Origin of the sequence: Lysinibacillus sp. FSL K6-0075 (assembly GCF_038592945.1) — a bacterium.
In the GTDB taxonomy this organism is placed as follows: Bacteria; Bacillota; Bacilli; order Bacillales_A; family Planococcaceae; genus Lysinibacillus; species Lysinibacillus fusiformis_F.
The window spans coordinates 1,542,301-1,566,182 of sequence record NZ_CP151947.1; the positions used below are offsets into that span (position 1 = coordinate 1,542,301).

Here is a 23,882-nt window from a genome sequence, read left to right on the forward strand (position 1 = left end):
CAATACAGTTGAATATTTTAGTTGTTGACGATGAAAAGGAAATTGCAGATTTAATCGAACTTTACTTAAAAAATGAAAACTATCATGTATTTAAATATTATACAGCTCAAGAGGCTTTGGCATGTATCGAGCAAGAAAATGTGGATTTAGCTGTTCTAGATATTATGATGCCAGATATAGATGGCTTTACCATTTTACGAAAAATCCGAGAAACATTGAATTTTCCAGTGATTATGCTTACGGCAAAGGAAGAAGAAATTGATAAAATAAATGGGTTTTCTTTAGGAGCAGATGATTATATAACAAAGCCATTTCGTCCATTGGAATTGGTTGCTCGTGTAAAGGCGCAACTACGAAGATTTACCTTGTACAACCAAGGCTCGAAGCAACATGAAGATATCATTGATTTTGCTGGCCTGGTGATTAACAAAAACACACGGCAAGTCTTTTTAAATGAAAGGCCTATATCCCTTACACCTACGGAATTCGCTATTCTTTGGTATTTATGTGCAAATCGAGGGACAGTTATTAGTTCAGAGCAACTATTCCAAGAAATCTGGGGGGAAAAGTACTTTAGTAGCAATAACACGGTAATGGTTCATATTCGACATTTACGGGAAAAAATGAAGGATTCTGCGGAGAACCCAAAATATATAAAAACGGTTTGGGGAGTGGGGTATACCATTGAAAAATGAGTTTGGCAAACTGAAAAGGAAAATGGTTGTACAAATTATTTCTATACTTGTCATCGCTATCATCATAGGCTTATTTATTAATTTTGCATTTATTGATGGGGTCTTGCAAGCTCCCTTTGCAGATGCTTTTATTGCCTTTTGTGAAAATGTCTTGCAGCTTGATTATTATGCTGCAAGTAGTGCCTATAATGTGTTATTTAGACAAAATAAACCACTTTGGCTTGCGATAGGATTTATTCTATTATTGTTGATTATTTTCTATATCGCCTTGTCTCGTTTTACCCGTTATTTTCATCAAATTAGTTCAAGTATCACCATGCTTGCAGATGAGTCAGGGAAGGAAATTGTGCTCCCAGCTGAACTCGATTTTTTGGAGAAAAAATTAAATAACGTGAAATATAAATTAGAAAAGCGTGCAAGGGATGCGCAAGAAGCTGAGCAACGAAAGAATGATTTAGTTGTCTATTTAGCGCATGATATTAAAACACCCTTAACATCCATTATTGGCTACTTAAGCCTTTTAGATGAGGCAAGGGATATGCCTGTAGAGCAGAAAGAAAAATATGTGACGGTTACATTAGAAAAATCCTATAGACTGGAACAATTAATCAATGAATTTTTTGAAATAACCAGATTTAATTTACAATCCATCATTTTAGAGAAAGATCTTATTCCTTTACATCATATGTTAATGCAAGTGGCTGACGAGTTTTATCCATTGCTGGCACCAAAGGGTCAACAAGCCATCGTCAAAATAGATGAAGATATTACTATCTATGCAGACGGTAATAAATTAGCGAGGGTATTTAATAATATTTTAAAAAATGCAATTGCCTATAGTGATCCTAATAGTACAATTGAAATTAGTGCGCGAAACGAAAATAATCAGACATTAATTTCGTTTACGAATACAGGGAAGACGATCCCTCCTGAAAAATTAAAGATGATATTTGAGAAGTTTTACCGCTTAGATAGTGCAAGGTCTACCCAAACAGGAGGTGCTGGGCTTGGTTTAGCCATTTCTAATGAAATTGTACAGGCCCATGGCGGGACGATTACCGCAACTTCTAGTAATGATACAACCGTATTCACTGTGATGATTCCAACCAATTCTTAAGAAACCTTAAGAATTCACTAATAGTAAATTAAAAATAAGCTCCTTTTTTTATGGTTGAATAAAAGCATAAAGAGAAGGAGTTGTTTTTATGTTCAAAAGAAAAGGGATATGGAGTTTATTGTTCTTATTCATGATGATAGTTGTTTATTTACTATTGAAAGAATCGCCAATGACTTTACGTCAGGAAATAGATCATTCACCGAAAGTAGTTCAAACAGCCAGCCCGCATATGCTCGATTTTGATTTATACAGCTCGAATGCAATTTTAGTGAATTTGGATGAAAATCAAATTCTCTTAGATAAAAATAGTGAAGAAAGGATTTATCCTGCTTCTTTGACCAAAATGATGACGGTTCTAGTCTCGATTGAGCAGATCTCCAATTTACAAGAAGAAATCATTTTACCTAAGCATATCTTTCAGGATTTATTAGAGGAAAATGCTTCAGTAGCAGGCTTTCTCCCAAATGAAAAGCTGACATTAGAGGATTTATTGTATGGCTCCATGCTGCCATCAGGTGCAGAGGCGTCAATGGGTTTAGCTGAATATGTTGCTGGTTCAGAACAAAAGTTTGTAAGTCTGATGAACGAAAAGGCGCAGCAGCTAGGCATGAAAAATACTCATTTTGTGAATACAACTGGACTGCACCATCCAGATCATTATACAACCGTAAAGGATATGTCTTTACTTTTACAATATGCCTTAACAAACGATGAGTTTCGCAATGTTTATACAGCAGAAAGATATTCTATTCAGTCCACAAACCTTCATCCAGAAGGCATTACTTTTACAAGTCGCATGTTTCAACATATGACGTCAAGTGCATTGCCAGGAGGAGAAATTTTAGGTGGGAAAACTGGCTATACGGAAGATGCAGGCTTATGTTTAGCAAGCTTAGCTCTTATAAATGGACAAGAATATGTGTTCGTGACAGTAGGAGCTGACGGTAATCCTAGAACGGAGCAATATAATATCACAGATGCCATTTCGGTATATAGTCAATTATAAGGTGAAGATTATTCTAAATCTGCGAGGCCTTCATAGTGTGTGATTGGAGGATATTTCATTTTCTAATCATACATTTTTTTGCTTTCTGATTGAGGAAAAGGTAAGTGATAGTTATATTATAGATAAATTCTATGATTATTATAGAAATAATAGAATTGATTAATAGATATGAAGTTCCATATAATTCTCTATAAACCATCGAGTTATTGGTATTTTAACAGAGGAGGGAAAGAATGGATGACAAATATTGCAGGAATTAAGATACCTGACAGTCGCTTAGCCTTAGAAGCACAGGAAGTTTTAAAGGAACATGGTTCTGATTTACTGTGGAATCATTCCAATCGTGTTTATTTATTTGGCGCAATACAAGGGAAGAAAGCTAAGAAATCATTTGATGCGGAACTTTTATACGTTAGTGCTTTATTTCATGATTTAGGCTTAACAAAGAAGTTTAGTAGTGTAGATAAGCGCTTTGAGGTGGATGGCGCTAATGCAGCACGTCAGTTTTTAGCATTGCATCATATTGATGAACAGTCAATTCAACTAGTATGGGATGCGATTGCACTTCATACGACAATTGGTATTGCTGAGCATAAAGAACATGAAGTTGGCTTGTTATATGCAGGCGTAGGTCTTGATGTAATGGGCGATGGTTATGATGATTTAACGGCTGATGAACGAAATGCCGTTCTCAATGCTTTTCCACGCGACCAATTTAAACAAAAGATATTGCCAGCATTTTTTGAAGGGTTTAAGCATAAACCTGAAACAACATTTGGCAATATAAAATCAGATGTGTGTGCATTATTTATTCCAAACTACAAACCTAAAAATTTTTGTGACTGTGTCTTGCATTCACCTTGGTCTGAATAAAAACTAAAATGGGATAAGGGGATATCTTACATGTTGAAATTGGCACATAAAAAAATTCGTCATACTGCTTTGCAAAATAAAATTGTTTCAGCGCAAGAGGCTGCTTCTTGGATAAAGGACGGTATGATATTAGGTATGAGTGGCTTTACGAGGGCGGGAGATGCAAAAGTTGTACCTTTAGCGCTTGTTGAAAAGGCGAAAGTGGAAAAGTTTCAGGTGGATGTTTATACAGGTGCTTCACTTGGTCCAGAGGTGGATCAGCAGATGGCTGAAGCGGGGATCATTCGGAAGAGAGCCCCTTATCAAGGTGACCCAGCGATTCGCCGAATGATTAATAACGGAGAAATTTTATATACAGATGCACATGTTTCACATAATGCTGAGTTAATGCGTCAAGGCATTGTGGGTCCAATTGATTTCGCCATCATTGAAGCAACTGCTATTACAGAAGATGGTTTGCTGATACCTACAACCTCTGTAGGGAATTCGCCAATTATTGTGCAAATGGCGAAAGAGATAATTATTGAGCTCAATGTTTCACATCCTGCTTCTTTAGAGGGCATTCACGATATTTATATTCCTGATGTACAGGGAAGTAGAGATCCTATTCCTTTAACTAGCGCGGGGGAGCGAATTGGAGCGGTTGGTATCCCATTAGATATAACGAAAGTTCGAGGCATCGTGCTTTCTGAAATTGCTGATGCGCCTTCAACGATTGTACAACCAGATGAGGAAACCGCAAAAATGGCAGACCATTTACTCAATTTTTTAAGAGAGGAGATGAAGGCTGGACGATTAACGAAGACATTAGCGCCACTACAATCGGGTGTTGGATCAGTAGCCAATGCAGTGTTAAATGGGTTTTTAGAATCTGAATTTGAGGATTTGGAAATCTATTCGGAGGTGTTGCAGGACGCTGTATTTGAATTAATAGATGCAGGGAAAGTAAAATCTGCTTCAGGTACGTCCATTACGCTATCACAAGAACGAGGCAAACAGGTGTATAGTCAGCTAGAAAAATATGCAGATCGTTTACTATTACGCCCTCAAGAAATATCGAATCACCCTGAGATTATTCGTCGTTTAGGGCTCATTTCCGTCAATACAGCTCTTGAAGTAGATATTTATGGAAATGTAAATTCTACACATGTTTCAGGTACAAAAATGATGAATGGTATTGGTGGTTCTGGCGATTTTGCGCGCAATGCACGATTGGGAATCTTTGTTACAAAATCCTATGCGAAGGGAGGCAGTATTTCCAGTATTGTTCCTATGGTATCCCATGTGGATCATACAGAGCATGATGTGGACGTTATTGTCACAGAGTTTGGTGTAGCTGATTTACGTGGGCTAGCACCGAAAGAGAGAGTACCACGAATAATTGATCATTGTGCACATCCTGATTATCGTCAGCAATTGTGGGCATATTATCAGGCTGCGGTGGAGAAAACAGGTAATCACCATACGCCACATATTTTAGAAGAAGCATTATCTTGGCATGTGCATCTTGCCAAAGCCAAGACAATGAAAAAATAAGATGCCTATTTAGCTAAAAAATAAATGGACTACACGCAGACACGACGAGTGCTGGGTTTAGTCCATTTTTTATTGAGACATGACTAATGAACGAATGAGTTGTCGACTTTTATCTGAAAGTGAAAGTTGTGCAAGATCAAGTTGCTCTACTAGTAGACGAATGAAAGCTTTAGCCGCAAAATTAATAAATTTATCTTTTCGATAGAGCAGGACGATTTCACGTGTTAGGGGTGGATTGCATATCGAACGCTCACAAATAGTATCCGATTTATGCAAGTTACAAAGTGTTTTCGAAATAATCGTTGCTCCCACATTTTGTTCTACTAATTTAAAGATCGCTTGGATGCTAGCTGTTTCTAATTTTGGTGTAATGTGAAGTTTTTCTTTACGAGCGGCTCCATCAATTACCTTTCTACACTGATGTATTATTGGAAATAAAATCAATGGATGTGCTAACACCTTTTGCAATGGGATGGTATCCAATCCTGCTAAAGGGTGCTGTTTATGAATAACGACCTTTAGTTCCTCCGTAAACAATGGAACGATTTGAAGCTGCTCCTCCTCATAATCGATATTGTCTTGTTTGTAGGAAATGGCAAAATCTATTTTATTGTTTTTAAATAGTTGCAACAAATCATCTGAGCTATTGATACAAACCTGTATGTCTGGATAATCCTGATAATAGTCCAGCAAATAATCTGATACACAATCAGTTAATTCTCCTGGCAAAGTACCAATCACTAATTTCCCTGCTTTTATTTCTTTTAGTTCAGTCATCTGATTTTTCGTATTATCCATTGCCCTAAAAATATATGTACACTGTTCATATAAAATTTTACCAGCATCTGTAATAGCGATTTTTTTTCCTAGACGATCGAATAGAGGTAAGCCAAGCTCATTTTCTAAAACCTTTATTTGATGGCTGAGTGTGGGCTGAGAAATATTTAATTTTTCGGCAGCCTTTGTAAAATGAAGCTCACTACATAGAACAAAAAAATATTCAAGCTGTCGTATCTCCATATAAACGTACCTTCTTATCAATTCAAATTTTCATATATTATAGCATTTTCAGCTTGAGCATCGAGAAATATAGGTTAATTTAATTGATAGATGATTTATTAATTTTAATCTTCAGAAAAATGATATATAGTAAATATGTTCAAATACATCATCCTTAAGGAGGATACTATGGGGAGATTAGTTCATTTTGAAATTCATGTAAGTGACATGGATCGGGCAAAGGATTTTTATGGGAAAGTATTTGGCTGGTCATTTCAGGACTGGAGTGACTATGCAGGCATGCCTTACTTCGGTGCCGTGACAGGTGAAGATGATGAACTGGGCATTAACGGTGCTTTAATGCAACGCCAAGGTCCTCCACCAGAAACAAACCAAGCGCTGAATGGCTTTGCTTGTACAATGGGTGTCGAAAGTTATGATGTAACAGAAGCAAAAATTCTTGAAAACGGTGGCAAAGTAGCCATGCCCAAGTATGCATTACCAGGGATGGCATGGCAAGGCTATTATATTGATACGGAAGGCAATGTATTTGGTATTCACCAGCCTGATAAAAATGCCAAATAGTATTTGCTCAATGTTGGAAAGTGAGAGGTTGCTCCTGAATGTGTGGGAACTGGTCCAATATAAGGAGGTTGCGCTCCTAAATGAGTGAGAGCCGCTCAAAGATGGAGGGAAGCTGCTCCTAAATGAGTGAGAGCTGCTCCAAGATGTGGGAAATCCGCTCATAAAGAGGAGAGAGTCGCTCCAAGATGTGGGGAATCCGCTCTTAAAGAGGAGAGAGCCGCTCCAAGATGTGGGAACCCTGCTCTTAAAGAGGTGAAAGCCGCTCCAAGATGTGGGAACCCCGCTATTAAAGAGGAGAGACTCGCTCAAAAGTAGAGGGAACCCGCTCTTAAAGAGGAGAGAGCCGCTCAAAGATGTGGAGAATCCGCTTATAAAGAGGAGAGAGTCGCTCCAAGATGTGGAGAACCCGCTCTTAAAGAGGAGAGAGCCGCTCAAAAGTAGAGGGAACCCGCTCTTAAAGAGGAGAGAGTCGCTCTAAAGTATAGGAAATCCGCTCCTAAAGAGGAGAGAGTCGCTCAAAAGTAGAGGGAACCTGCTCTTAAAAGAGTGAGAGCCGCTCCAAAGTAGAGGGAACCCGCTCATAAAGAGGAGAGAGCCGCTCCAAAGTAGAGGGAACCCGCTCCTAAAGAGGTGAGCCTCGCTCTAAAGTAGTAAGAACTCGCTCCTAAAAAGGTGAGAGCCGCTCCAAAGTAGAGGGAACCCGCTCTTAAAATGGTAAGCCCCGCTCAAAAATGATCGGAACCCGCTCATAAAATGGTAAGCTCCGCTCTAAAGTAGTGAGAACCCGTTCAAATAGGGAAAAACTCGCTCTTAATCAGGTGAAAAAACTTTAAAGCAGAAAGACCTATGTTCGAGAAAGCGAACATAGGTCTTTTATGATCATCTGGTAGGTAAATGGGGAGATTTGTAAATATATAATGTTTTATTTTGGTAAATTTGTTATGGTTAAATTAGGGAAGTTATCACATGATACATAGTATTCAAGGAGAAATTGTAATGAAAAAAAGAAGGCGTATGTTATTTTTAATCGCACCCATAATGATGTTAGCTTCTTGTAGTAGTGAGGGTGAGAGTGTTACTGCTAATGAGAAAATGTATATTTCATCGGTTCAAAAAAAGGAAGTTTATGAAATTCAACAGCCTGCAAAAGTCAATATTGCTAGAGGTTTAATCGTCAAAAAAATGAACAATGCTCTAAATATCAATGAAATCGAGAGAGGACTCATGGATTTGTCAGTGAGTCATTTTTCAACAGACAAGTTTTATATGCAGGAAGGTCAGTATTTGGATGAAAATACGATCACCCAATGGTTAAGCAGGAAAAAAGATGAAGGTATTTGTTTAAACCCAGCTATTGAAAAGAGAAGTGGCAATGTGCTGGAGGATGAAAAAAAGTATCCTTTGATTCTCTCTCATGTATTAGAACAAAACTTTATTAATAAAGAGAATAACAAAGTTGAGGGCATATCGATCGCGATCTCATTAAATGAATTTTATGACATACGAGTTTCCGATGAAAATGGCTTAATTTACACGGGCCAAGTGAAAGTAGATCAAAATGATGATGAAATCAATGATGTTGAAAAATACGGTAAAGAAGTGGCTAAAAAGATTGTTGCGGATATAAGAAAAAATGAAAAGTATCCGAGAGTTCCTATTTATTTAACTTTATATCAAGAATCTAATATAAACGATATTATACCAGGCATATTTTTAGCTGAAACCTTTATTTCGAAAGATACAGATACCATCTCAAAATGGTCTGAGGTTAATAAAAAGTATTATACATTCCCTTCAGATGCCTTATATAGTTTAGACCAAAATATGTATAATAAAATATTAATTTTTAAAGAGGATATTCAAGCTGGATTTAAACATTTAAACCCTAAAATTATAGGGAAACTGCGTTATGAGGATGGCAAACTAACAGATATTAACATGGATTTACATATTCCTCTGATAAATGATGTAGAATTAATTGGCTTGCTACAGTTAACTAGTACCAAGTTAAATACAATTTTATTTGATTATATTCCCATTACAGTTCGAGTAATCGACCATAATGGGGATGTAGGAATTGTCCTTTGGGACCCAATAGAAAAACAAATTTTTGCATCGCCTATTTAAGTCGTAAATGGAAATCTAAAGGGGTCAGCTCCTATTTCAAATTTCGTAGCTTGTGTCTATATCTACTGAAATTGAAGAACCATCACTATTATCAAATTTCATGAACCATTCACCTGCTAGGCTCGCATCCACCTTGTAATTTGTCGTAAACGATTGCCCAGGCTTAATGATCTCTCCTTCTATCCAAGCCGTTCCATTAGGTGCAGTTAATATAAACCTAATAGCTTGTGTGCTGTTATTTTTCACATAAATTCGAATTGCATCAGTGCTATTACTAGTTGCTTGATAATTAAAGCTCATTGAACCCTGACCTGTTGGAAAGGTAGTAGAAGTTGCAAGAAGAGTGGGAGAACCATCACCCATTTCATCACTTTGTTCAGCTATGATAGTAGAATGAGGTTCTTCAGCAGTAGCAGCTAGAGTCGGCTGACGAGATGAACTGTGTGTATGATTAGCTATATAAGATGCTCCACCAAGTGGAAATATAAAAAGAGTCACTGTTAATAAAGAGGCAAATTTTCTCATGGTTCCTCCGCTTAAATATATTTTGAAATCATCTTAATAATACCTTTATTTAACTGTATAGTAAATATTAGTTTAGGTGCTCATTAAAACGGAGCACCTATTTTTATAGGTGAAGGCGTTCTAAAACATAAAAGTATTTCTTTGCAATCTTTGAAATGAATGTTTATTATGAAAATGATAATCATTTTCAATTGTTGAAAGGGGAGTAACAATGAAAAGACATCTTATTATTGGGATGCATTTAGCTGTTCACGGTAATCATGGCAAGCAAGGTGCGTTGATAGATGAACATATTGCATTTGCGCAGCGTGCTGAGGCAGCAAAATTGGATTTTGTATTTAAGGCTGATTATTTAATAGCTCATCCAGAATTAATGGCTAAAATGAAAGGAACGGTTGGCTTAGATCCTAGCTTTTTAATGGCGATGGTGGCAAGAGAAACCAAACAGATTGGCTTAGTGACAACGATCTCCACATCATTTACGCCACCTTATCTGATTGCGCGTCAATTGCAATCCTTGAATTGGATTAGTGATGGGCGAGTTGGATGGAATATTGTGACCTCCATAGATGGTGCCCATAATTTCAGCAATGAATCTATGCCTTCTTCAGAAGAGCGTTATGCTAAAGCTACAGAATGTACAGAGGTGGTCAAGCAGCTATGGCATAGTCAACCCTACGAAACATTAGAAACGGATGGGAATATAGAAAAAATAAAAGAGCTTGTCAAACCTATTGAACATGAGGGCGAATTTTTCCATATTAAAGGTCCCCTAAATCTCCCTATGCATCCAGCAGGAGAGATTCCGCTCTTCCAAGCAGGCGCGTCGGATGTTGGGCGACAATTTGCAGCTACTGTTTCCAATGCCATTTTCGCAGCTACACCAGCTATGGAGGTGGGCATTGAGATGCGTAATGATTTGCGTCAACGTGCCATTGAAGTAGGGCGTTCTGCCGACGATATTCGCTTATTACCTGGGCTGTATTTCTTTATAGGTGATACATATGAAGAAGCACTCGAAATGCACCGACAAGCGCATGCACATTTAACGCTTGAACGACGCTACAGTGCTTTAGAATCTGTGATTGGTATGGATGTTCGTCATTTGTCAATTGAAGATCAGGTGACCGTTGATATGTTGCCACCAAAAGATCAAAAAGTACGTAGTAAAACACATGCAGATTTGGTGCGTCGTTATATTATAGAAAATGAACCAACTGTTGAGGTATTGTTAGCACGCCCCGAGGTAATTGGCTCAGCCCATCTTGTAGCAATCGGCACACCACAGGATATTGTCGATCAAATCGTTACTTTTTATGAGGAGGGCGCATTGGATGGCTTTATTGCTGTACCAGGTGGCCCTGTGAAATCTTTAGATTTATTCTTTAGCGACGTTATTCCCATGTTAGTAGAGCGGGAGTTATTCCGAGCTGAATATGAAGGTAGCACATTACGTTCCCATTTAGGCTTAGATGTGCGATCTCCAATTAATAGCTGAAAAAGGGCAAGCCATAAGCTTTGCCCTTTTATTGCTAGAAACTCATTCGAATATTAATCGGATAAAGATAAGGTGATTCGGGTTGTTCGATTGTTACCCAATCATCAATATGGATAACAGGTAAGCTTGCACCCTCATATGTTGTTTGACTAATTGTACCGACCACTTCAATCCATGTATCTTCTGTGAGTGTTGGAGCGTCTGGAAACTCTGTTAGAAAGCCGACGATACTGGCATCGGCGACACAATGCGTAATAAGAAATCTTGAAATAACTAGTTGCCTTTCTGTAAAGCTTTCTTCTTTTAAAACAAAGCCCTTCAACTGTATTTTCTTCCCCAAATAGTTTTCTAAATTTTGATTAATTTCCTCGTAATAGATCGTATAGTCCTCATCGGTCATTTTCAGCATCGATTGTTGGGATAACTGTTGCTTTAATTGGTCATATTGCTTTTTTGTCATTTCCTGTTTTTCTTCCATCAGTCGCGGATCAGCATCATGCTCATCATAGATGTTTTCATCAATTGTTTCATTTGAAGTGAGATAATCCTCTATTTTAGATGATTGACTTTGCTGGGTGAGAATAAAGGCACCACCTTTTTTATCAGCGACGGCAGCATCTAAAATTTTAGCTGGCACGAAAAAGCCTGTCATTATCGGTGTCATGATAATGAGGTAGGCAATCATTTTTTTTCTTGTAAAGGCTGAGTGACCATGGTCGTGATGGGAACAGCAAGCTTGTCCGGTAGGCTCACATGAGTGGGGAGCCTTTGAAAAAGATATAACTCTAGTCAATTGAACAAGAAATAGTATAAAAAATAAGATGGCGGCTGTTTTACTCAGGCTTTCATATTTAGGGTTGATGAATTTTGTTAGTTCTCCGGTCCAATGCAGGTTGGCTATCATAGCCGAAAAGGCAAGTAACATTAAGGCTCTTAGCGCTTGTTGAACGTGAAATTTCATGGTTTTCCCCCTTAGAGATACGCTGAAAGCATCCATATACTAATGTAGACAACTGTAGCCACTAAGGCGATTAACCAAAAGACAAATTTTAAGCGAAATACGCTCATCAACATAATGGTATTTTTCAAATCGATCATAGGGCCAAAAATAAGAAAGGCCAGAATGGATGGAGTGGAGAAAATAGCACTAAAGGATGCGCCAATAAAGGCATCTGCCTCAGAGCAAAGTGACAGAATGAAGGCTAAGCTCATCATAACTAGAATGGAGGAGGATTCACCGTCTCCAATTGCTACGAGTGTTTTGGTTGATATATAGGTTTGTACAAAGGCAGCTAAAAATGCCCCGATAATTAAGTATTTGCCCATATCAAAAAATTCATCGATGGCATGCTTGACCATATTTAATAGTTTTGTGACGAAAGATGTTTGTTGACTAGTGGTTGTCAATGAGTAGGGCTGTAAAGAGCTCTTAAATTGTGAGCCTTTAAAAAACAAGCTGATGAGTAATGCTACGACAATGGCGATGACAAAGCCAACGAGCATTCGAAGGCTCGCTATTCTTAAATCATTGCCAAATGCCATATAGGTAGAAAGAATAACAACGGGATTAATAAGTGGACCAGTTAACATAAAGCCCATAGCTGCATGTATAGGTACGCCTTTGGCAATTAATCTTCTAACAATCGGAACAATTCCACATTCGCAGGCTGGAAATAATGCACCTACAAGACAACTCATGATGACGGCCATCACAGGGTTTCGAGGAATCCACCTTTGGATATGTTCCTCTGTTATAAATATCTGAATAAAGCCAGCAATCAGTATTCCAATTAAGACAAATGGTAATGCTTCAATTAAAATACTTAAAAATATCGTATTTAAATTGAGTAGAGAGGAACTAAGGTCGTTTAGTGCTGAGACGTTGAATAACAGTAGTGGTAGCATGCCTATGAATAAAATGAAGAGGAACCAAAAATTCAATACATATTTAGAAAAATGGAGACGTTCCACATAGACCTCCTTAAAGTGTAATGGTTACGTTTTAATGTAAGATATGACATAGATGATATTGTTATTACTTCAAAAAAGGAAAGAGAAAGTAAAAATTGGTTCCTACCATCTTTTTACTTTCCCTCTCTATCGAATTATTTAGGAGAATACTTAGTTCTATATTGTTTAGGGGTGATACCCGTAAATTTTTTGAAAACTTTAATGAAATAGCTTTGATCTGTGAAATTAAGTAATGAACCGATGTCTAGAATTGGATAGTTGGTAAATGTTAAGAGTTTTTTCGCCTCATCAATCCTTTGCTGCTGAATATATTCACTAAAGGAAGTCCCTACTTCCTTTTTAAATAAGGAGGAAAGATAGTTGGGGCTTAGGTGGCAAATAGCTGAAAGTTGGTCGAGTGTTAGATCCCCATATAATTGATTTTCAATAAAATGGATACAGGTAGTAATGGGTGCTGAATATTTCCTTGTATTGGCCTGCGATACACGGCTTGTAAAGTCGTAAATAGCTTCCTCCATTAACGAAAGAATATCGATTAAACTGGTTTGATCCTCTAGCTTTTGAATGTAAAAATCATTTAATGTAAAGGCTGTTTCTTCATTTAAACCACCCTCAATCGCTGCACGGCAAATTAGGGCAATTCCTGTAATCATCAAATATTGAACACTTCTTAAATTATTGCGTTTTGAAAGTATTCCCAGTTCTGCCTGCTCGACAATGGAATAATTCAAAACTTCATTTAATTTCTCCATACGTCCATTTTTCACATTGTCTAACAATATTTTTTCATAATAAAGATTTGTATGAACAATATCATTTCTTCTAGCGTATGAGAGCTCAAGCGCAGTATTTTCCTCATGACGAATTAGAGGTCTTAATGCTTGGTTATGATAAATGACAGCAGTTTTATTTAATTTCTTTTGATAGATCGAGTAATACACAAACAAACTAATGGCTAAACATTGCTGATAATGAAGAATAGGAATTAGCTCTTGATTAACATTTGTCTTTATGTCTACCACTTCTGGAGAAAGAGAAGGACCAACTACAATCGCCCCTAAATATTGATCCTCTAACTGCACGTTGATATAGAAGAAATTAAATTCAGCATAAGAGAAAAAAATCGGATAATCATTTGTATCCTTATGATAAGGATATGTTTTCAATTGTTCCTTTAAAGAAATGTAAGATGGATTATTGGTTGTTGAATAGTCAAAAATTATGTCTCCCAACGAATTAATATAAGTGACTGGAAGATGATGTGTTTCGTATATTAATTGACTTATGTATTGAAGGTCGATAGTGGTAATTTTCATGTTCCTACACTCCAGTTCGTAATGATGCTATCAAAATGAAAGCCGTTACAATTTTTATTGTATAGACATTGAGAAAGTACTATTTTGTGTAGAATAATACAATAAATGAAGGGGAAGTAGCAATAAAATAGACAGTGACTTCAAAATGTTAGGGAGGAATAGAAGATGGATCTTTTGAATAAAATTGCAGTTGTAACGGGCGCAGGAAGCGGTATTGGAAGAGCCAGCAGTTTGAAACTTGCTAGCAATGGTGCAAAAGTGGTAGTTGTGGATTTCAACAAAGAAACAGGGGAAGAAACAGTAAGCTTGATTAAAGAGCAGGGTGGAGAAGGTATCTTCGTTCAGGCTGACATTTCAAAAAGTGAAGACGTTCAGAAATATGTCAATACGGCTGTTGATACGTATGGACGCATTGATATATTTTTCAATAATGCTGGGGTTATTCAAAAAATCTCTCCATTAACAGAGATTGAAGATGCAGAATATGAGCGCATTATGTCGATCAATGTGAAGGGTGTATTCCTTGGCTTAAAACATGTTTTAAAAGTAATGGAAGGACAAGGAAGCGGCTCTATTATTAATACAGCTTCTACAGCGGGTGTTCGCAGTGAGCACAGTATGGCTGTCTATTCTGCAAGTAAGCATGCAGTAGTTGGTTTAACAAAATCTGCTTCTTTGGAGTATGTAAAAAAAGGTATCCGTATCAATGGTATTTGTCCAGGTGGAGTAGAAACAGCATTAACAAACAGTGTAACTGCCATGTTTGAAACAGGTGGCTATGTGCCAGAGGAAATTCCAAACATGAGAATGGGCCGCTATGCGAAACCAGAAGAATTAGCAGAAATGGTTGTGTTCCTAGCATCGGACAAAGCAAGCTATATGACAGGCTCCATCGTGTTAGTTGATGGTGGCTTAACTTTATAATGAAAGAAGAAATCCAGTGAATCATTTCACTGGATTTCTTCTTTTTGTTGCAAAAAGATGATGTCAACGGCAGAAAAAGCAACTTTGCAAAGTGAGAGGTTGATTTCCGTTCCGCCAGCGTCCTTTCCAGGGGGCGTCCGAGGAGCCGCTTCACTCACTTTCGTTCGCTCCAGGGTCTCCTCTGTGACGCTAAATCCCCAAGGAGTGACGCTGGCTCCACTCCAATCAACCATTCTGCAAAGTGTCTTTACTTTTTTTCATAGTAGCATAGCGATTAAATCGTTCATTATTTGTATTCTTAGAGGGGATAAGCTCTTATTTTTAATGTGGAGAAGTGATGCGTGACAACACCCCTTCATAAAGAGTAGTGAGCACCTTCACTTTATTTGAAAACCTTTGCTAAAAAGGTAACACTTTTGTGGGTTGGAGTGGAAGGTTACTTGATTCCCGTGGGATAGCGAGACAGGCGAGCCACTAAACGGAGCGGTGCGGAGGAAGCGGCTCGGCGCTCGCCCACAGGAAAGCAAGTAACCTGCAACAGAAATCCATTTCTACCTTTCAATAGACTGTTTTGTTTTCAACACTAAGAAGAAATCCAGTGAATCATTTCACTGGATTTCTTGGGGTAATGAACCGAGTCGGCTATAGGGTGAATTTTTTGAGCTCATTCATCAACGTATCAGTCATAGCTTGAAGTTCGTCGATTTTAGCACTAATTTTTTGGAAGGATAGTAGCTGTTCTTGGGTTGATGCCGATATTTCTTCTGTACCGGCAGCCGTTTCTTCCGTAATAGCAGAAATATTTTCAATGGTACTATTTACTTGCTGGCTCATTTCATTTGTTTGCACCATTTCTTTTGTGAGGTTTTGTAAATCGCGATGGATAGCTGTTATATGCATGGTAATAACGGCAAATGATTGTTCCGTTTCAACCATGGATTGTGATTGCTCATTTGATAGCTGAAAACCTCGTTCAGCCGTAGTAAGGATGTGCGTAATGCCATCTTGAATATGCGTAACCATAGAAGTGATTAAATTCGTTGCATTCTCCGTTTCTGAAGAGAGCTTTTTAACCTCCTCGGCAACAATGGCAAACCCTTTACCTGCTTCTCCCGCTCGTGCAGCCTCGATGGCAGCATTTAAGGCTAATAAATTTGTTTGGCTGGCAATCGTGTGGACAGCATTGGCTGCTCCTTCAATCTCTGAAGTAAATTGAGAGAATTGGGTAACAGCCTCTTTAATATCAAGTGATGTGGTTGAAATATCCTGCGCAATGGCCGATTGTTTTTCCAATGAATACTGACCATTTTGAACAGCCTCCAGAGCCTGTTTACCAGTGTCAGCCGATTGCTCACTTGTACGCATTACATCCTTAAATTGATCTGCCATATTATTCATTTGGAGTGCCACTGATTGAATGTCTTCAGACATCGTATAGCTGCCTTTTGCTAATTCATCGGTAGAAGTAGCGACTTGATTGCTACTTTCATGAATAGTATTCATATGGCTCGTCACCTCTTGTGTAAACAAATTAACGTCTTTTCCAATATAATCGATGGATTGTACGGTACTTTTTAAATTATTCATCATCTCTGAAAAGCTTTTTGTTAATTGATCAATCTCATATCGACTGTTTGCTTGATAGGAAAGGGTAGAGGTATCAATGGTTAGGTTTCCTGTTGCTGCGGCTTGTGCGCAATCTACAATCTGATTAATTGGTTTGGTAATTCTTTTCGCAGCTACATAGGAATAAAGTATCGTAGCAATAATTAATAGCACACTACCTATGATGGTAGAGGTTGTAATGAAACCTATTTTTTGCTTCGTTACTTGTATCATTTCTTGATACCATTCGTTCGTTTCCTTTTTGAGCACATACATATCGTTTAAAATCCCTTTAATTCTGATGGACTGCTTTTTAATTTCAGAGCGATTGTTTTCTTGAAACCCGCTTTCAGTCGCTTTTTCTAGATTTTCAAATTTACTAGCTATTTTTTCGACGATTGTCTGATGCTCAGGTATTTTCGTTAGAGAGGCTAATGCCCCTAAATTACTTTTTGTTTCTTGTAAAATAGCGAGCGCTTCGTTTTTATTGGCTTCACTATCTAAGTAGGTAAAATTATTTAAAGATTGACTGGCAACAACTAAACTTTGCTCTAGTTCTTTCACTGCAAGTAAAAGTTTCGTATCATCCTGTGCTGTGGTCTGGATTGTGAATGTTTGTATGATAATAAAGCCAATCATCGCCATAGCCAGTACGATTGGAATCAGTGTGTTCATAAATAATTTCTTACGTAGTGTCACTGGCCATTCCCCTTTTCTGCAGTAACTTTTATCGTTCCTGAAATAATGGCTTCTTGGGCTTTTTCGATGGCAGTTTGTTGCTCAGCTGTTAGTTGTATTACACGAATATCTGCTAGTCCCACGCCTTGATCCGCTAAACCTAATGCAAACGATTTTTCAGTAATTTTCCCATCTTCTACTAATGCTTTAGCAAGTTGATAGACGGCTAGGTCAACATTTTTCAGCATGGATGTGACAACTGTTTTTTCAGCAACAAAAAATTGATCGATATCAACACCTGCTGCATAAATACCCATTTCCTCGGCCTTTTTAATCGCTCCGAAGCCAGTAAAGCCCGCTGCATGGTAAATAAAATCAACGTTATTTTTGATATATCTTTCTGCTATTGCTGCACCCGCCTGGGTATCGTCAAAGGTACCAGCATAGTCACTCATAATTTCAATCGATGGCTGTACATAACGAGCTCCTTCGATAAAACCATTTTCAAAGTGATGAATAACGGGAGCATCTGCACCACCAATAAAGCCAATTTTTCCAGTTATGCTTGTCATAGCGGCAATCATGCCAACTAAAAAGCTACCTTCTTGTTCTTTAAAGGTAATCGAAATGATGTTGTTAATATCAGATTGTCCGTCAATCAGTATAAATTGCTGGTCTGGATATTGCTTCGCTGTTTTTTCTAGTGCTTCTTGTACAGAGAAACCGAGACCAATGATGACATCATATTTTTCTGCTACAAGCTCATTCAGCTTTTCCTCGTAATTACCATCAGGAGCCTCTTTGTAATCAAACAAAATACCAAGCTCATCGCGTGCCTTTTCTAATCCTTTAAAAGCGGAGTCATTAAATGATTCATCGCCTAGTCCTGCATCTGATAGTAAAATGCCTATCCTATATCCTTCAGTTGATGTTTCTGCTGGTGTTGAAGAACAGCCTGCTATCAACAGAGCAATCAAAAGAAAAGTAGTAATTAATTTCTTCAAAATATGTGTACCTCCTGTTGTGTATAAAATATATATCGGCAAAAACTTAATATTTTTAGTCTGATGTCAGACTTCGGTGGAAATAAATTTCTGAGAACGTATAAGAATAAGGATTCATTTCTATATACATAATAAGTTAGAAATATAAAGCTAGATTACTATTAAAGTAATGGATTTATTAAGGTTTCCGTAACAATCCTTGTATGTATAGCACTATAAAAGCCTAACGCGAATAGCGTTAGGCTTTACTATCTAGACAGCACCGAATAATTTTAATAAATTAATAATAATAATGCCGATTACGCCAAAGTCTGAATCGCCAAAGGTTGTGCCTTCATAACCAATGTCTCCCATAAAGATCAGTAGTATGGCAGGAATAAAGCTAATCAATAAACCATTGGCAAAGGCTCCTGACATGGCACCGATTCTGCCGCCTGTAGCGTTACCAAAGACGCCAGCTGCTGCACCTGTGAAGAAATGGGGAACAAGACCTGGTACGATAACTTTTAGTCCGATGAAGGGGAGTATAAACATGGAAACCAGCCCTGCTAGAAAACTAAAAATGAAACCAATAATAACTGCATTTGGTGCAAATGGGAAAATGGTTGGACAATCAAGTGCTGGTTTTGTGTTTGGTACAAGTTTATCTGCAATGCCTTTGAAGGCTGGAATAATTTCAGCAATTAACATTCGTACACCTGCTAAAATAATATAAACACCCGCTGCAAATGTAATCGCTTGCATAATAGCGAAAATAATAAAATTAGAGCCCGCAGATAATTGTGCCTCTATATAGGAAGGACCTGCAAAAAGGGCAACAATCACAAAGAACACACTCATTGTTAGCGAAATAGCGACAGAGGTATCTCGTAAAAAGCCTAATGATTTCGGGACTTGTATATCCTCTGTGGATTTCGTTTTATTGCCAAAGAGCTTGCCAATCTTTGCAGAAACATAATAGCCAACACTGCCAAAGTGTCCAACAGCAAAGTCATCACTACCTGTTATTTGCCGAACTGTTGGCTGTAAAATGGCAGGGAATACCACCATACAAAGTCCAAGAATAATAGAACCGACGATAATAAGAGGTGTACCACTCATCCCCCCAACAGACAATGAAGCAGCGATTAAACAAGCCATAAATAATGTATGATGTCCAGTTAAAAAGATATATTTTAATGGCGTAAATCGCGCAAATAATAGGTTCATAATCATACCAAATACCATGATTAGTGCAGTAGCTGTACCAAAATTAGTCTGAGCAGCTGCCACGATGGCCTCATTGTTGGGAATGACTCCCTGTACTTGAAAGGCATGATCAAACATTTTACTAAAATGATCTAAAGAGCCAATCAAAACCGTAGCACCTGCTCCAAGGATGACAAAGCCCATTATCGTTTTTAAAGTACCTGACAGAACAGTGGAACTTGATTTTTTTTGAATGAGTAAACCAATAAAAGCGAATAGGCCGACTAATATAGCTGGTGTTCCTAAAATGTCATGCATGATAACATCTAACATACCAACACCTCATCCTATCCAAATTTTTGATGCTTAAAGCAAAGGTTCAAGCTTTTCTTTTATTTCTGCAATACTCATCATATTAACAATGCTCACAATGATTCCCTTGTCTTGCGCTAATTCATTCACAATGTCTGCTGCCCCTAAATAAATATCTGCTTTCTCCGCCTTGGCAGACGCTAAATCGGTATGTGTTACCTCTGCATCTTTACCCAATGCCTCTAATGCTTTTTTTACATTTAATTCTAAAATAAAGCTACTTCCTAAACCGCTCCCACACACGACTAAAATTTTCATTCTGTTGACTCCTTTGTCGTATATTGTTTGATTTTCTCCCATATCGTGTCCGCATGCTGACAGGCGATCAAGTCATCAACCTGATTAGGTTCTTGTAAGACTAATGCTACATCAGCCAACGCCTGTAGATGGGAAGCATTGTCAATGGCAGCTAGCACAATTAGTAAGTAAACAGGCTGATTGGGGCTGAAAAAAACAGGTTTTTGTAAACATAGCAAACTTATGGCTAGTTCATGAACCCCATCAGATGGCCGTGCATGAGGAATGGCTACTTTTGGTGTGATGACTACGTAGGGGCCATAGTGCTCAATAGATCGAATCATGGCTTCGACATAGCGTTGTTCAATTTTGTGTTGCTGTACTAATGGGCTAGCAGCTAAATGAATCGCTTCTTGCCATGATTGGACAAAGTTTGCGAGCTGTATACAATCCTTTGTTAACAGCTTGGTTAGCAAGGACAACCCTCCTTTCATAAAAATATCCTCCCATTCCATGTTATTACGACTGCATGTGGAATTATGTCATCGAAGAAAACATTTTTAATTGCTTCGCTATTTCGTAAACCGACATTTTGACAAATTCATCAATTTTATGATCTAAGCGCGTTTTCGGATAAATCAATTGAATCTTTCTATTAAGCGTCACGTCATGTAGATCTTTCTTCATCAGTACACCTGATTTTAATTCTTCTTCTATTAAGGAAACGGATAGAAACGCCATGTTTTTTCCAAAGGTCAGCATTTTTTTAATCGTGCTCACAGAATCCAGCTCAATTGTGTAAATTGAAGGCTGAAAAGGGTCCATCCACTTTTCAATGAAGTGATTCGTGGAGCTAGAGGATGTATGCAACAAGAGCTTGTACTTAAGAATATCTTCTTTGGTGATGTTCTTTTTTGTTGCTAGCTCGTGTGATGGGCTGAATGCCAATACAAGTGCATCTTCACCGATAGTTTCGTAATGAAGTAAAGGATTTTCCTGCTTGGTCTCCATGATGAGCCCGAAATCTAATTCTTGTAGTGCTACGTTTTTTTCAATTTCGGGTGCAGTTTTTACTTCTAATGAAATGCGAATCTCAGGATAGGCCGTTGAAACTTGATGAATTAAATCTGGCATAAAAATATGGGCAGGTAGGCCACTCGCCCCAAGTCGTAATGAACCAATATGGCCTGCTAAAAGATTTTCAATAAAACGGTCCATATCCTTTTGGAGTTGAACCATTTGACGAGCGTAATGATACACACCTTCGCCGGCTTCTGTTAAACGGTATCCTCCTGCGTTTGTTCGAAATAAACGAATACCGTATTCCTCCTCTATAGAGCGAATATGAAAGGATACTGTAGGTGCTGTAATGCCAAGTGCTCTGGCGACAGGAGCTAATTTTTTTAATTCTACAAGTAAGCAAAATGCCTGTAATTTACTATTGTTCATTTTATCCTCCTAAAGCAAATTAGAAAAAATCTTGTATTTGTTTTAGTTTATTAGATTTTTTTTAACGTGTTATTAATAGTAGATTAATATTTTCTAAATATCTGGAATTTATAGTTGTTAGTAACGAGGAGGATACTTATGAAAATCTCATTAACCAATATCGAGAAAAAATATGGGCAGTCTCAAGCATTATGGCCAATCGATGTGGAGTTAGATCAGCAATTTATTACGATTCTTGGACAATCGGGTTGTGGCAAAACAACCTTATTAAAGTTGATTGCTGGCCTTGAACAGCCAACAAAAGGAGAAATTCGATTCGATGACACCGTGATTTTCTCTTCACAGTCTCATAAAAATGTCAAACCAAATAAGCGCAATATCGCCATGGTTTTTCAAGATTTTGCTCTATGGCCACATATGACTATCTTCCAAAATATTGCCTTTGGCTTAAAGGGCATTATTGCAAAATCAGCTATTCCTGAACGAGTCGAGCATGTGATGCGATTGGTAAAAATGCAAGGCTATGAGAAACGAAAGCCAGGCGAATTATCGGGTGGTCAGCAGCAGCGGGTGGCATTAGCAAGAGCTTTAGCGAAGAACCCTCGGTTGATTTTATTTGATGAGCCTTTATCCGCTCTCGATGCTGTTCTCAGAGAACAAATGCAAGATGAAATTATGCACCTGATTCATGAACTTGATTGCCAAGCCATTTTTGTAACACATGATCAAACGGAGGCCATGACGATGTCTGACCAAATTATTGTTATGGAGGCAGGGAGAATTGCTCAAATTGGCTCGCCTGAGGAAATTTATCGTGCACCAGCAACGCCCTATGTGGCAGATTTTATTGGCAAAGTGAATTGGTTTCATCATGGACAATCGATCGTGCGACCTGAAGGTGTATCAAGCGTATCGCGTCCTGGTACGATTGCTAAACAAGCGGAGATTGTGAAAAGCATATTTGTTGGAGATCGTTATTTAGTACAAGCACAGGTGGATGGGCAGCCTTGGAGCTTTTATGAGAATCAACCATTAGAGCATGGAAAAAGATTGCAAGTATTTATTGATGAAAAACAAATCTATCAATTGGAGGGTTTACATTGAAGAAACGACGTTTTAAATTATGGGCAACTGCTGGCATTTTATTGACCTTGGCATTAGCTGGCTGTGGTAATAAAGAGGCAAAAGAGACAAATGAAGCAAGTGCAAAGACACAGGATGAGAAAGTACTGACGGTGTATTCTGCAGGGCCAGATGGTTTAGCTGCAAATATTCAGCAAGCATTTGAAGAAAAAACAGGGATTAAAGTGGAAATGTTTCAAGGAACTACAGGTAAAATTCTCTCTCGTCTAGAAGCGGAAAAAAATAATCCTGTAGCTGATATTGTTGTACTTGCCTCTGTCGCCTCAATGGATGGATTAAAGGCAACAGACCAATTACAAAGCTATGAAGCTGCTAAAAACAAGGACAAAATCAACAGTGATTGGTCTGATCAAGATGGATATTTCTATGGCTACAGTGCCTCTGCTTTAGGTATTGCCTATAATACGAAAAATACGACACAGGCGCCTAAGGATTGGTCTGATTTAGCGAAAGCTGAATGGCAAAATAAAATAAATATACCAGATCCAAGTCTGTCAGGCTCTGCTGTGGATTTCTTATTTGGTTATACAGCAGCAGAAAAAACAGCTTGGAGCACAATTGATACGTGGAAGAAAAATGGCTTGCAAGTCAATGGTGCAAATAAAGAAGCATTGGATGCTGTTATTACGGGTGAGAAAAATGCCACGATCGCAGGGGTAGACTACATGGCTTATAAAGCAAAAGCGGACGGTGAGCCAGTAGAAATTATCTATCCGACGAGTGGGACAGTGGTTAGTCCTAGAGCGGTTGGTATTTTGAAGGATGCGAAACATGTAGAAGCTGCACAAGCCTATGTTGATTTTATATTATCGGATGAAGGGCAAAAGCTAGTAGCAGATGCTTACTTATTACCAGGAAATAAAGATATTGCTGTGAAAAATCGTGCAGCATTAGATGAAATTCCACAGTTAACAGTTGATTGGATGGGTGCGGAAGCGAAACAGCTTGAAGTACTAACAAAGTTTACGGATTTATTCCGTTAAATAAGGGAGGTTGATATACCTCCTTTCTAGTTTTTATAGAGAAGGGTTGTA

The 23,882-nt window shown here is 38.1% G+C and carries 22 protein-coding genes; 11 read left to right on the forward strand and 11 right to left on the reverse strand.

All coding sequences use genetic code 11. The features are described 5' to 3' along the window. Window positions 1–2: 2 nt before the first annotated feature. The 5 genes from vanR (at window position 3) to MHB65_RS07420 (ending at window position 5,227) form a co-directional block, all read left to right on the forward strand. Window positions 3–695, forward strand: coding sequence for a VanR-ABDEGLN family response regulator transcription factor (gene vanR / locus MHB65_RS07400; protein WP_205447344.1), 693 nt, complete (start codon window positions 3–5; stop codon window positions 693–695). A 22-nt stretch (window positions 696–717) separates the two neighbouring features. Continuing rightward, window positions 718–1,812, forward strand: coding sequence for a HAMP domain-containing sensor histidine kinase (locus tag MHB65_RS07405; RefSeq protein WP_342443706.1), 1,095 nt, complete (start codon window positions 718–720; stop codon window positions 1,810–1,812). A gap of 88 nt (window positions 1,813–1,900) precedes the next feature. Next, window positions 1,901–2,818 (forward strand): serine hydrolase, encoded by a 918-nt coding sequence (locus MHB65_RS07410; protein WP_342442958.1) that lies wholly within the window; start codon window positions 1,901–1,903, stop codon window positions 2,816–2,818. A gap of 237 nt (window positions 2,819–3,055) precedes the next feature. Continuing rightward, window positions 3,056–3,691: an HD domain-containing protein gene (locus MHB65_RS07415; RefSeq protein WP_342442959.1), complete on the forward strand. Its 636-nt coding sequence runs from the start codon at window positions 3,056–3,058 to the stop codon at window positions 3,689–3,691. A 30-nt stretch (window positions 3,692–3,721) separates the two neighbouring features. After that, entirely contained in the window at window positions 3,722–5,227 is a 1,506-nt protein-coding gene (locus MHB65_RS07420; RefSeq protein WP_342442960.1) for a succinate CoA transferase, read from the forward strand. A 69-nt stretch (window positions 5,228–5,296) separates the two neighbouring features. On the opposite strand, the gene MHB65_RS07425 is transcribed toward MHB65_RS07420, so the two are convergent. Further along, entirely contained in the window at window positions 5,297–6,247 is a 951-nt protein-coding gene (locus MHB65_RS07425) for a LysR family transcriptional regulator (RefSeq protein ID WP_342442961.1), read from the reverse strand. A 168-nt stretch (window positions 6,248–6,415) separates the two neighbouring features. Here MHB65_RS07425 and MHB65_RS07430 point away from each other — a divergent pair, with 168 nt between their 5' ends. Beyond that, entirely contained in the window at window positions 6,416–6,811 is a 396-nt protein-coding gene (locus tag MHB65_RS07430; RefSeq protein WP_066038252.1) for a VOC family protein, read from the forward strand. A gap of 996 nt (window positions 6,812–7,807) precedes the next feature. Continuing rightward, complete coding sequence (locus tag MHB65_RS07435) at window positions 7,808–8,938, forward strand: CamS family sex pheromone protein (RefSeq protein WP_342442962.1); 1,131 nt, start codon at window positions 7,808–7,810, stop codon at window positions 8,936–8,938. Between the two features lie 36 nt (window positions 8,939–8,974). On the opposite strand, the gene MHB65_RS07440 is transcribed toward MHB65_RS07435, so the two are convergent. Further along, on the reverse strand, window positions 8,975–9,463 hold the full coding sequence (locus MHB65_RS07440) for a hypothetical protein (RefSeq protein ID WP_342442963.1): 489 nt from the start codon (window positions 9,461–9,463) through the stop codon (window positions 8,975–8,977). A 235-nt stretch (window positions 9,464–9,698) separates the two neighbouring features. On the opposite strand from MHB65_RS07440, the gene MHB65_RS07445 reads away from it, so the two are divergent. After that, window positions 9,699–10,961: an NtaA/DmoA family FMN-dependent monooxygenase gene (locus tag MHB65_RS07445; RefSeq protein WP_342443707.1), complete on the forward strand. Its 1,263-nt coding sequence runs from the start codon at window positions 9,699–9,701 to the stop codon at window positions 10,959–10,961. Between the two features lie 34 nt (window positions 10,962–10,995). Here MHB65_RS07445 and MHB65_RS07450 read toward each other — a convergent pair whose 3' ends face one another. The 3 genes from MHB65_RS07450 to MHB65_RS07460 form a co-directional block, all read right to left on the reverse strand. Beyond that, window positions 10,996–11,922 (reverse strand): TIGR03943 family protein, encoded by a 927-nt coding sequence (locus MHB65_RS07450; RefSeq protein WP_342442965.1) that lies wholly within the window; start codon window positions 11,920–11,922, stop codon window positions 10,996–10,998. An 11-nt stretch (window positions 11,923–11,933) separates the two neighbouring features. Next, complete coding sequence (locus MHB65_RS07455; protein ID WP_342442966.1) at window positions 11,934–12,932, reverse strand: permease; 999 nt, start codon at window positions 12,930–12,932, stop codon at window positions 11,934–11,936. A gap of 134 nt (window positions 12,933–13,066) precedes the next feature. Continuing rightward, on the reverse strand, window positions 13,067–14,248 hold the full coding sequence (locus MHB65_RS07460; protein WP_342442967.1) for an AraC family transcriptional regulator: 1,182 nt from the start codon (window positions 14,246–14,248) through the stop codon (window positions 13,067–13,069). 165 nt (window positions 14,249–14,413) lie between these two features. Between MHB65_RS07460 and MHB65_RS07465 the strand changes: the two genes are divergently transcribed. Beyond that, complete coding sequence (locus tag MHB65_RS07465; RefSeq protein WP_342442968.1) at window positions 14,414–15,172, forward strand: glucose 1-dehydrogenase; 759 nt, start codon at window positions 14,414–14,416, stop codon at window positions 15,170–15,172. 642 nt (window positions 15,173–15,814) lie between these two features. On the opposite strand, the gene MHB65_RS07470 is transcribed toward MHB65_RS07465, so the two are convergent. The 6 genes from MHB65_RS07470 to MHB65_RS07495 form a co-directional block, all read right to left on the reverse strand. Further along, on the reverse strand, window positions 15,815–17,476 hold the full coding sequence (locus MHB65_RS07470) for a methyl-accepting chemotaxis protein (protein ID WP_342442969.1): 1,662 nt from the start codon (window positions 17,474–17,476) through the stop codon (window positions 15,815–15,817). After that, window positions 17,473–18,459 (reverse strand): BMP family ABC transporter substrate-binding protein, encoded by a 987-nt coding sequence (locus MHB65_RS07475; protein WP_342442970.1) that lies wholly within the window; start codon window positions 18,457–18,459, stop codon window positions 17,473–17,475. The genes MHB65_RS07470 and MHB65_RS07475 overlap by 4 nt, the downstream gene beginning before the upstream one ends. A gap of 252 nt (window positions 18,460–18,711) precedes the next feature. Beyond that, window positions 18,712–19,980: a PTS ascorbate transporter subunit IIC gene (locus tag MHB65_RS07480; RefSeq protein ID WP_205442292.1), complete on the reverse strand. Its 1,269-nt coding sequence runs from the start codon at window positions 19,978–19,980 to the stop codon at window positions 18,712–18,714. Window positions 19,981–20,013: 33 nt separating this feature from the next. Continuing rightward, window positions 20,014–20,277, reverse strand: a complete 264-nt coding sequence (locus MHB65_RS07485) for a PTS sugar transporter subunit IIB (protein ID WP_205442294.1) — start codon at window positions 20,275–20,277, stop codon at window positions 20,014–20,016. Then, the gene (locus MHB65_RS07490; RefSeq protein ID WP_342442971.1) at window positions 20,274–20,750 is read right to left on the reverse strand and encodes a PTS sugar transporter subunit IIA; all 477 of its coding nucleotides are present in this window, start codon (window positions 20,748–20,750) and stop codon (window positions 20,274–20,276) included. Before MHB65_RS07490 ends, MHB65_RS07485 begins: the two co-directional genes overlap by 4 nt. A gap of 43 nt (window positions 20,751–20,793) precedes the next feature. Beyond that, a complete protein-coding gene (locus MHB65_RS07495) occupies window positions 20,794–21,705 on the reverse strand; it encodes a LysR family transcriptional regulator (protein ID WP_342442972.1) in 912 nt (303 codons plus the stop codon). A gap of 138 nt (window positions 21,706–21,843) precedes the next feature. On the opposite strand from MHB65_RS07495, the gene MHB65_RS07500 reads away from it, so the two are divergent. Both MHB65_RS07500 and MHB65_RS07505 read left to right on the forward strand, forming a co-directional pair. After that, window positions 21,844–22,809, forward strand: coding sequence for an ABC transporter ATP-binding protein (locus MHB65_RS07500; protein ID WP_342442973.1), 966 nt, complete (start codon window positions 21,844–21,846; stop codon window positions 22,807–22,809). Next, the gene (locus tag MHB65_RS07505) at window positions 22,806–23,831 is read left to right on the forward strand and encodes an ABC transporter substrate-binding protein (RefSeq protein ID WP_342442974.1); all 1,026 of its coding nucleotides are present in this window, start codon (window positions 22,806–22,808) and stop codon (window positions 23,829–23,831) included. The genes MHB65_RS07500 and MHB65_RS07505 overlap by 4 nt, the downstream gene beginning before the upstream one ends. Window positions 23,832–23,882: the final 51 nt, after the last annotated feature.